The organism is Streptomyces sp., assembly GCF_031181555.1.
Taxonomy (GTDB): domain Bacteria; phylum Actinomycetota; class Actinomycetes; order Streptomycetales; family Streptomycetaceae; genus Streptomyces; species Streptomyces fimbriatus.
In genome coordinates this window covers 19,757-29,373 of record NZ_JAPSKQ010000079.1, presented here as the reverse complement: position 1 = coordinate 29,373, position 9,617 = coordinate 19,757, and the positions used below count along the sequence as shown (strand labels likewise).

The window sequence follows — 9,617 nt, the reverse complement described above, 5'->3', positions numbered from 1 at the left end:
TGGACGCCGTCGAGCTGGCCCAGCGCAACGGCTTCAAGTGCATGATGTCCCACCGCTCCGGCGAGACCGAGGACGTCACCATCGCCGACCTGGCCGTCGCCACCAACTGCGGCCAGATCAAGACCGGTGCCCCGGCCCGCTCCGAGCGCGTCGCCAAGTACAACCAGCTGCTGCGCATCGAGGAGATCCTCGACGACGCCGCGGTGTACGCCGGCCGCAGCGCGTTCCCGCGGTTCAAGGGCTGAGGGCTGATCAAGGGCTAGCTCCGCACGCGTAGGAAGCGTCGTACGTACGTCCCCGTACCCGGTCCCGTACCGTGTGCGGGGACGTACGCGCGTATGACATGGGAACGGGAGGCGGGGACATGGCCGCGAAGGACCGGGACCGTTTCTCCACCGCGACCAGGATCCGGCTGATCGGTGAGCAGACCGCGGCCCGGGTCTACCGCTCGCAGACCAAGCGCCAGGCCCGCCGCTCCCGGCTGACCGGGCGGGCCGCGCTGCTCGCCCTGGTGGTCTGCTCGCTGGTCGTGGCCCTCGCCTATCCCATGCGGCAGTACGTCTCCCAGCGCGCCGAGATCGCCGACCTCCAGCAGGAGCAGGACAAGGCCCGGGAGCGCGTCGAACAGCTGCGCGACATGAAGGCGCGCTGGCAGGACGACGCCTACGCCGAGCAGGAGATCCGCCGGCGGCTGCACTACGTCATGCCCGGTGAGACCGGCTACATCGTGATCGACCCGGACCAGGCCGGGACGTCGCGCACCGACCACGGGGCGGCCGACCGCCCCTGGTACTCCAACGTCTGGGACGGGGTCGACAAGGCCGACGCCGCCGACCGGTAGCCGGCCGGCAGATCCCCGCCCCACAGAACGCCGCAGAAAGACAGATATGGAAACCCCCCCGCCCACGACCCCGCGCACCGAGCCCACCGACGCGGACGTCGAGGCCTTCAAGCAGCAGCTCGGCCGGCCCCCGCGCGGGCTGCGGGCCATCGCGCACCGCTGCCCCTGCGGGCAGCCGGACGTCGTGGAGACCGCGCCGCGGCTGCCCGACGGCACCCCCTTCCCGACGCTCTACTACCTCACCTGCCCCCGGGCCGCCTCGGCGATCGGGACGCTGGAGGCGAACGGCGTGATGAAGGAGATGACGGAGCGGCTGGCCACCGACCCGGAGCTGGCGGCCGCGTACCGCGCGGCGCACGAGGACTACATCCGGCGCCGCGACGAGATCGAGGAGCTGAAGAACTTCCCGAGCGCGGGCGGCATGCCGGACCGGGTGAAGTGCCTGCACGTCCTGGTCGCCCACTCGCTGGCCGCCGGCCCCGGGGTCAACCCGCTGGGGGACGAGGCGCTGGCGATGCTGCCGGAGTGGTGGCGCAAGGGCACGTGCGTGACGCTGCCGGAAGGCGGCCCCGCGAAGGAGGACGACCAGTGACCCGAGTCGCCGCCATCGACTGCGGTACGAACTCCATCCGGCTCCTGGTGGCCGACGCGGACCCGGGCACCGGTGAACTCACCGACCTGGACCGGCGGATGACGATCGTGCGGCTCGGCCAGGGTGTCGACCGCACGGGCCGGCTGGCGCCCGAGGCGCTGGAGCGGACCTTCGCGGCCTGCCGCGAGTACGCGGAGATCATCAAGGAGCACGGCGCCGAGCGGCTGCGCTTCGTGGCGACCTCCGCCTCCCGCGACGCGGAGAACCGCGACGAGTTCGTGCGCGGGGTGCTGGACATCCTGGGCGTGGAGCCCGAGGTCATCACCGGCGACCAGGAGGCCGAGTTCTCCTTCACCGGGGCCACCAGGGAACTGACCGGACGCGCGGACCTGGAGCGCCCGTTCCTGGTCGTGGACATCGGCGGCGGCTCGACCGAGTTCGTCGTCGGGGACGACCGCGTCCGCGCCGCCCGCTCCGTCGACGTGGGCTGCGTACGGATGACCGAGCGGCACCTGGTGCGGGACGGGGCCGTGACGGACCCGCCGACCGAGGAGCAGATCGCGGCGATGCGCGCCGACATCGAGGCCGCCCTCGACCGCGCCGAGGAGGCGGTCCCGCTGCGCGAGGCGCACACCCTGGTCGGCCTGGCGGGCTCCGTCACGACCGTGTCGGCGATCGCGCAGGACCTGCCCGAGTACGACTCGACGGCCATCCACCACTCCCGGGTCTCCCGCGACCGCGTCCGCGAGATCACCGACCGGCTGCTGCGCTCCACCCACGCCGAGCGCGCGGCGGTGCCCTCCATGCATCCGGGCCGGGTCGACGTGATCGGCGCGGGGGCTCTCGTCCTGCTGTCGGTCATGGAGCGGATCGGCGCGGAGGAGGTCGTGGTCAGCGAGCACGACATCCTGGACGGCATCGCCTGGTCCGTGGCCCAGGCCTCCTTCGCTACCGACCGGTAGCACTCCGCTGAGCAGTCCGGATAACGTCTGAGCAGGCTCCGGGGGGCGCCGGGAGGCCCCTCGGCCGGACCTCGCCGGGAAACTTCGTGAAGTTCTTCACAAGGAATTGCCCCCGGGAGGTCGAAGAAGCGGGCGACATTGACCCTTTCGGGGGCTCAACACCCCTTTGAACACGTTCAGAAGGGACGGGAGGTGACCTCCCGGACGGCCGTCCCGAGAGGGCGGCGGCCGGCCTCACACCCCCCTCGATCCGCCAGAGAGGCAGCTCACGCGGCATTGACAACGGATCATGGGGTGCTCCGGTTCCCGTAACCCGCCATGGCGTGGATCACAAAAGCCGGGGAGTGTAGCACAGGCCTTGCCGAAGCTTGTGAAGGGGCGCACGAACCACCCCCCCGAGGCGGGTGGATACTCGATGGCATGAGCACCACGGAGCGTCCCAGGATCCTCGTAGTAGGCGGTGGGTACGTAGGCCTGTACGCAGCTCGGCGCATCCAGAAGAAGATGCGTTACGGAGAGGCGACCGTCACGGTCGTCGACCCCCGGTCGTACATGACCTACCAGCCCTTCCTCCCCGAAGCCGCCGCCGGCAGCATCTCCCCCCGGCACGTCGTCGTCCCGCTGCGGCGCGTGCTTCCCAAGGCGGAGGTCCTCACCGGCCGGGTCACCACCATCGACCAGGACCGCAAGGTCGCCACGATCGCCCCGCTGACCGGCGAGGCGTACGAGCTGCCCTTCGACTACCTGGTGATCGCCATGGGCGCGGTCTCGCGCACCTTCCCGATCCCCGGCCTCGCCGAGCAGGGCATCGGCATGAAGGGCATCGAGGAGGCCATCGGCCTGCGCAACCACGTCCTCGAGCAGCTCGACAAGGCCGACTCCACCACGGACGAGGAGATCCGGCGCAAGGCGCTCACCTTCGTCTTCGTGGGCGGCGGCTTCGCCGGTGCGGAGACCATCGGTGAGGTCGAGGACATGGCGCGCGACGCGTCGAAGTACTACAAGAACGTGTCCCGTGAGGACATGCGCTTCATCCTCGTCGACGCCGCCGACAAGATCCTTCCCGAGGTCGGTCCCAAGCTCGGCAAGTACGGCAAGGAGCACCTCGAGGGCCGCGGCGTCGAGGTCTACCTGTCCACCTCCATGGAGTCGTGCGTCGACGGCCACGTGGTGCTGAAGAACGGCCTCGAGGTCGACTCCAACACCATCGTGTGGACGGCGGGCGTCAAGCCGAACCCGGCCCTGTCCCGCTTCGGCCTGCCGCTGGGCCCCCGCGGTCACGTCGACTGCGAGCCGACGCTCCAGGTCAAGGGCACCGACTACATCTGGGCCGCGGGCGACAACGCCCAGGTCCCGGACCTGGTCGGCCGCAAGGCCGGCAACGAGAACGCCTGGTGCCCGCCGAACGCCCAGCACGCGCTGCGCCAGGCCAAGGTCCTCGGCGACAACGTGGTCTCCGGCATGCGGGGCTTCCCGCAGAAGGAGTACAGCCACGCCAACAAGGGCGCGGTGGCGGGCCTCGGCCTGCACAAGGGCGTGGCGATGATCGTCATGGGCAAGATGAAGATCAAGCTCAAGGGCCGTCTCGCCTGGTACATGCACCGCGGCTACCACGGCCTGGCGATGCCGACCTGGAACCGCAAGATCCGCGTCTTCGCCGACTGGACCCTCGGCATGTTCCTCAAGCGCGAGGTCGTGTCGCTCGGCGCGATCGAGTCGCCGCGCGAGGAGTTCTACGAGGCCGCGAAGCCGGCGCCGGTACCCGCGGCGGCCAAGCAGGAGAAGACCGAGGAGAAGGCCAAGGCCTCCTGACCTCCGGTCACCGAACCCCCGAAGGGGCCGCCCGCCATCCGTGGTGCGGGCGGCCCCTTCACCGTTGCCGGGCAGAGCCGGGCGACGGAGGGGAGAGCCCTGGAGCCGGGCGGGGTGCCCGGCCGGGGCCGGCGGGGACGCGGGCGAGGACGGCTGGGGCGCAGGGACGGAGCCCCCGGCGGGGACCGGGGCGGAGCCCCGGGGGCCGGGTGCGTGCCGGAGGAGTGAAGTGCCGTCCCTCGGGGTGGCGTTTTGCCCGGTCCTGACGCGCGCCGGGGACTGCCAACCGGCCCCGCGGGTGTTTACGTGGTGACGACGTTCCGGGATTCCCCTTCCCCAGGCTCTCGGCTTCGCGCGAGCAGGGGAGGCCTCTATCGGAGGTGTACACCATGGCAGACGCCGCGTCGCGGCTGAAGGGCCTCGTCGAACAGTTGCTGGGCACACCCCTCCCCGTGCGCATCCGCGCCTGGGACGGATCGCAGGCCGGCCCCCCGGGTGCGCCGACCCTGGTCGTACACAACCGACGCGCCCTGCGCCACCTGCTGTGGAAGCCGGGCGAACTCGGCCTCGCCCGCGCCTGGGTGGCCGGCGACCTCTCCGTCGACGGCGACCTGTACACCGCCCTCGACCTGCTCTCCGGCCTCATCTGGGAGCGCGACGACGACGCCCGCACCCTCGCGCAGGCCCTGCGCGACCCCGAGTTCCGCTCCGCCGTCCGCGGACTCCTCGTGCTCGCCGGGCCGCCGCTGCCGCCCGCCCCGCCCCGCGAGGAGGCCCGCCGGCCCCGCCGCGGACTGCACACCAAGCACAGCGACCGACGCGCCGTCAGCCACCACTACGACGTCGGCAACGACTTCTACGAACTCGTCCTCGGCCCGTCCATGGTGTACTCCTGCGCCTACTGGCCGGCCCCGCCCCCGCGGGGCACCCTCGAACAGGCCCAGCACGACAAACTCGAACTGGTCAGCCGCAAGCTCGCCCTGGAACCCGGCCGGCGCCTGCTGGACGTCGGCTGCGGCTGGGGCTCCATGGCCGTCCACGCCGCCCGCGACCACGGCGTGAGCGTCGTCGGCATCACCCTCTCCCAGGAGCAGGCCGCCTACGCCCGCAAGCGCGTCGCCGACGAGGGCCTCACCGACCGCGTCGAGATCCGCGTACAGGACTACCGGGACGTCACGGACGGGCCGTACGACGCCATCTCCTCCATCGGCATGGCCGAGCACGTCGGATCCGAGCGCTACCTGGAGTACGCCACCGTCCTGCACCGCCTCCTCGAGCCGGGCGGGCGGCTGCTGAACCACCAGATCGCCCGGCGCCCGCAGCGGGACGAGGCGTCGTACCGCGTGGACGCCTTCATCGACGCCTATGTCTTCCCCGACGGCGAACTCGCCCCGCTGGGCACCACGGTGTCCCTGCTGGAGCGCTCCGGGTTCGAGGTGCGCGACGTCGAGTCGCTCCGCGAGCACTACGGGCTCACCCTGCGCCGCTGGGTGGCGAACCTGGAGGCCGGCTGGGACCGCGCGGTGAGCCTCGCCGGCCCCGGCCGGGCCCGCGTCTGGCTGCTGTACATGGCCGCCTCCGCGCTCGCCTTCGAACACAACCGCATCGGCGTCAACCAGGTCCTGGCCGTGAAGACCCCCGAGTCCGGCACCTCCGGCCTCCCCCTGCGCGCCCGTACCTGGAACTGACGGCACGGCGCGCGTCCGGACACGACGAGGGCCCCGTTCCGTCCACCGGAACGGGGCCCGCGCCACCCGCCGTACTCCTGCGTACTCCTACTCCGCCTTGATCGCCTGCAGCATGTTCAGCCGCGCCGCCCGCCGGGCCGGCCACAGCGCCGCCAGGACGCCCACCGCCGCGGCCAGCAGCAGGAAGACCGCCATCCGGCCCCACGGCAGGACCAGTTCGTACGTCGCCATTCTCGTGCCCAGCAGCTGACCGGCGGCCCAGCCGAAGAACACGCCCAGACCGATGCCGAGCACCCCGCCGAACAGGGAGATCACCAGGGACTCCAGGCGGACCATCCGCTTGACGCCCTTGCGGTCCAGGCCGATCGCGCGCAGCATGCCGATCTCCTGCGAGCGCTCGAACACCGACATGGCCAGGGTGTTGATGACGCCGAGGACCGCGACGATCACCGCCATCGCCAGCAGGCCGTAGACCATGTTCAGCATCAGGGTGAACATCTGCGCGATCTCGTTGGAGAGGTCCTTCTTGTCCTGGACCTTGATCGCGGGGTTGGCGCCGAGGGCCTTCTCCAGCCGGTCCTTCACCGTGTCGGAGGCGCCGTCGGAGGTCTTCACCATGACCAGCATGTCGGCCGGTTCCGCGTCGTGCGGGGCGAGGGTCGCGGTGTCGATCATGATGCCGCGGATCATCTCGTTGGCCTCGTAGACACCGGCGACCGTCAGCCGCTGCTTCTTGCCGTCCTCGTAGGCGACCGTGAAGTCCGAGCCGGCCTTCCAGCCGTACGACGTCGCCGTGTCCCGGTCCACGACGACCCGCGTGCCGCCGACCTCGAAGGAGCCGTCCTCGACCTTCAGCTCGGTCAGCTCGTCGATCGTGCCGCCGTCGACGCCGGTCAGGAACTGGGTCTCGCCGTCGATGCGGGAGGGCGCGTTGCGCATCGGGCTGGTGGCGGTGACGTCACCGGCCTCCTTCAGCTTCCGCTCGACGTCCGGCGAGAGCCCGTTGCCGTTCGCCATCGAGACCACGTAGTCCGCCTCGATCGCGGCGGCCGCCATCTTGTCGATGGACTTCTGCAGGCTGCCCGCCATCACCGTCATCCCGGTGATCAGGGTGAGCCCGATCATCAGCGCGGACGCGGTCGCCGCGGTACGGCGCGGGTTGCGCACCGAGTTCTGCCGGGCCAGCTTGCCGGAGATCCCGAAGACGCGCAGCACCGGGGCCGCCGCCGCGATCAGCGGGCGGGACAGCAGCGGGGTCAGGACGAACACGCCGATGATCAGCAGCACCGCGCCGAGACCCATGGGGGCCTGGCCGTCGGTGCCGTCCATCGTCGTGGCCGCGAGGACCACCGCGACGCCGGCCGCCGAGAACAGCGCGCCCAGCGTGTTGCGCAGCACCAGCGACTTGGTGGTCGCCTTGGCGTGCACGGAGTTCATCGCCGCCACCGGCGGGATCTTCGCGGCCCGTCGGCCGGGCAGCCACGCGGCGAGCATGGTGACCAGGACGCCGACGGCGAACGCGGTGCCGATGGTGCCCGGCGAGACCACCAGCGGCCCGTCGGGCACGGTCGCCTCCAGCGTCCCCATCAGCGAGCGCAGCCCGGCGCCGATGCCGATGCCGGCGACCAGCCCGGCCACGGCGGCGACCGCGCCGACCACGAACGCCTCGATCAGCACCGACCGCGTGACCTGCCGGCGGGAGGCGCCGACCGCCCGCATCAGCGCCAGCTCCTTGGTGCGCTGGGCGACCAGCATGGTGAAGGTGTTGGCGATGATGAAGGTGCCGACGAACAGCGCGATCCCGGCGAACACCAGCAGGCCCTGCTTCAGACCGCTCATCGAGGAGGCGATCACCTCCGCCTGGTCGTCGGCGAGCTTCTGCCCGGTGGTGGTCTCGACGACGTCGGAGGGCAGCGCCTTCTCCAGCTGCGCCTGCAACGCGGTCTCGCTGACGCCGTCCTTCGCCTTGACGGCGATCTCGTCGAAGGTGCCCGCCTTGCCGAACAGCTTCTGCGCGGTCGCCGTGTCGAACAGCGTGAGGCTGCCGCCGGCCGCGACGTTGCCGTCGTCCGTGGTGAAGACGCCCGTGACGACCGGCTCCAGGACGGGACCGTCGACCGAGAGCCGTACGGTGTCGCCGACCCCGTAGCCGGTGCGCCGCGCGGTCTCGGAGTCGATGAGGACCTCGCCCTCGCCCTTCGGCGCGCGCCCCTCGACCAGCGGGTAGCGGGGGTCCTCGGTGCCCCAGTAGTTGCCGCCCTGCGACTGGAAGCCGCCACCGATGAGCTTGCCGTCCTTGTCGGCCATGGCGGTGAAGCCGGTGACCACCCCGATGGCCTGCGCGGCGCCGGGCACCCGGGCGCTGTCGTCGACCAGGGCGCGGGTCAGCTCCCGGCTCTCGCCGACCTTGTCGCCCTCGGCGTCCTTCCACTGGGGCGTGACGGCGACGTCGACGTGGTCGAAGCCCTTGGCGGACTGCTTCTGCAGGGCGTCGGAGATGGTGTTGGTGAAGACCAGGGTCCCCGACACGAAGGCCACGCCGAGCATCACGGCGAGCACGGTCATCAGGAGCCGGGCCTTGTGCGCGAGCACGTTGCGCAAGGCGGTACGGAACATGGGTGTCTTCTCGAGTCCAGACGTACGGGAAGGGCGCGGAACGCGGGAGGGGGAGGGGAGGGGGCGGGTCAGCTGGTGCGGCCCTTGGCGTCGAACTGCTTCATCCGGTCGAGCACCGAGTCGGCCGTCGGCCCGTGCACCTCGTCCACGATCCGGCCGTCCGCCAGGAAGACCACCCGGTCCGCGTAGGCGGCGGCCACCGGGTCGTGGGTCACCATGACCACCGTCTGCCCCAGCTCCCGCACGGAGTTGCGCAGGAAGCCCAGCACCTCGGCGCCGGAACGGGAGTCGAGGTTCCCGGTGGGCTCGTCACCGAAGATGATGTCCGGCTTGGAGGCCAGCGCCCGGGCCACGGCGACCCGCTGCTGCTGACCGCCGGACAGCTGCGCGGGCCGGTGGCTCAGCCGCCCCGACAGACCGACCATCCCGATCACGGTGTCCAGCCACTGCCGGTCCGGCTTGCGGCCCGCGATGTCCATCGGAAGGGTGATGTTCTCCAGCGCCGTCAGCGTCGGGAGCAGGTTGAACGCCTGGAAGATGAAACCGATCTTGTCCCGGCGCAGCTTGGTCAGCTGCTTGTCCTTCAGCGAGCCCAGCTCCGTCTCGCCGATGCGCACGGAACCGGAGGAGAAGGTGTCCAGGCCGGCCACGCAGTGCATCAGCGTGGACTTGCCGGAACCGGAGGGACCCATGATCGCGGTGAACTCGGCCTGCCGGAAGTCGACGGAGACCCGGTCCAGGGCGACCACCTGGGTCTCGCCCTGGCCGTAGATCTTCGACAGGTCCGTGGCGCGTGCGGCCACGGCGGTGGTCCGGTCGGCGAGGGGTGCGGTGGTCACGGGATGGACACTCCTGTCAGAACGACGTGTTCTCGGAGCACGTTCCCCGGGGAACGTGCTCGGGACGTGATCCATCGTTCCGTCGGTTTGCCGCCGTGTAGTCAGCCGCTGTTCCGGTTCCGGGGGGCGACTTGGGGCGGACCGCCGGGGGCCGTGTCATACCTGGGGATGACGGTGGACCCTGAGCGCCGGCCGTGACGAGAACGAGTGGAGTCTCCTTGTCCAGACGGTGAAATTCCGTCAATCCGGATGCGCGGCCGATCCTCA

At 71.1% G+C, this 9,617-nt stretch carries 7 protein-coding genes and 1 pseudogene; 6 read left to right on the top strand and 2 right to left on the bottom strand.

The genetic code is table 11. The annotated features are described in order from the left end of the window. The 6 genes and pseudogenes from eno to RIM90_RS17700 form a co-directional block, all read left to right on the top strand. Positions 1 to 245, top strand: a pseudogene (eno, locus tag RIM90_RS17725) (phosphopyruvate hydratase); the annotation flags it as partial. A gap of 119 nt (positions 246 to 364) precedes the next feature. Beyond that, a complete protein-coding gene (locus RIM90_RS17720) occupies positions 365 to 841 on the top strand; it encodes a septum formation initiator family protein (RefSeq protein WP_309061684.1) in 477 nt (158 codons plus the stop codon). Between the two features lie 46 nt (positions 842 to 887). Continuing rightward, positions 888 to 1,433 carry a DUF501 domain-containing protein gene (locus tag RIM90_RS17715; protein ID WP_309061683.1) on the top strand — a complete coding sequence of 182 codons (546 nt, stop codon included), beginning with the start codon at positions 888 to 890 and terminating at the stop codon, positions 1,431 to 1,433. Then, complete coding sequence (locus tag RIM90_RS17710) at positions 1,430 to 2,395, top strand: Ppx/GppA phosphatase family protein (RefSeq protein WP_309061682.1); 966 nt, start codon at positions 1,430 to 1,432, stop codon at positions 2,393 to 2,395. Before RIM90_RS17715 ends, RIM90_RS17710 begins: the two co-directional genes overlap by 4 nt. 420 nt (positions 2,396 to 2,815) lie before the next feature. Continuing rightward, entirely contained in the window at positions 2,816 to 4,207 is a 1,392-nt protein-coding gene (locus RIM90_RS17705; RefSeq protein WP_309061681.1) for an NAD(P)/FAD-dependent oxidoreductase, read from the top strand. Between the two features lie 389 nt (positions 4,208 to 4,596). Next, complete coding sequence (locus RIM90_RS17700) at positions 4,597 to 5,895, top strand: cyclopropane-fatty-acyl-phospholipid synthase family protein (protein ID WP_309061680.1); 1,299 nt, start codon at positions 4,597 to 4,599, stop codon at positions 5,893 to 5,895. Between the two features lie 87 nt (positions 5,896 to 5,982). Here the strand turns inward: RIM90_RS17700 and RIM90_RS17695 are convergent, their stop codons facing one another. Then, positions 5,983 to 8,511 (bottom strand): ABC transporter permease, encoded by a 2,529-nt coding sequence (locus tag RIM90_RS17695; protein ID WP_309061679.1) that lies wholly within the window; start codon positions 8,509 to 8,511, stop codon positions 5,983 to 5,985. 68 nt (positions 8,512 to 8,579) lie between these two features. Beyond that, on the bottom strand, positions 8,580 to 9,350 hold the full coding sequence (locus RIM90_RS17690) for an ABC transporter ATP-binding protein (RefSeq protein ID WP_309061678.1): 771 nt from the start codon (positions 9,348 to 9,350) through the stop codon (positions 8,580 to 8,582). Positions 9,351 to 9,617 lie beyond the last annotated feature (267 nt).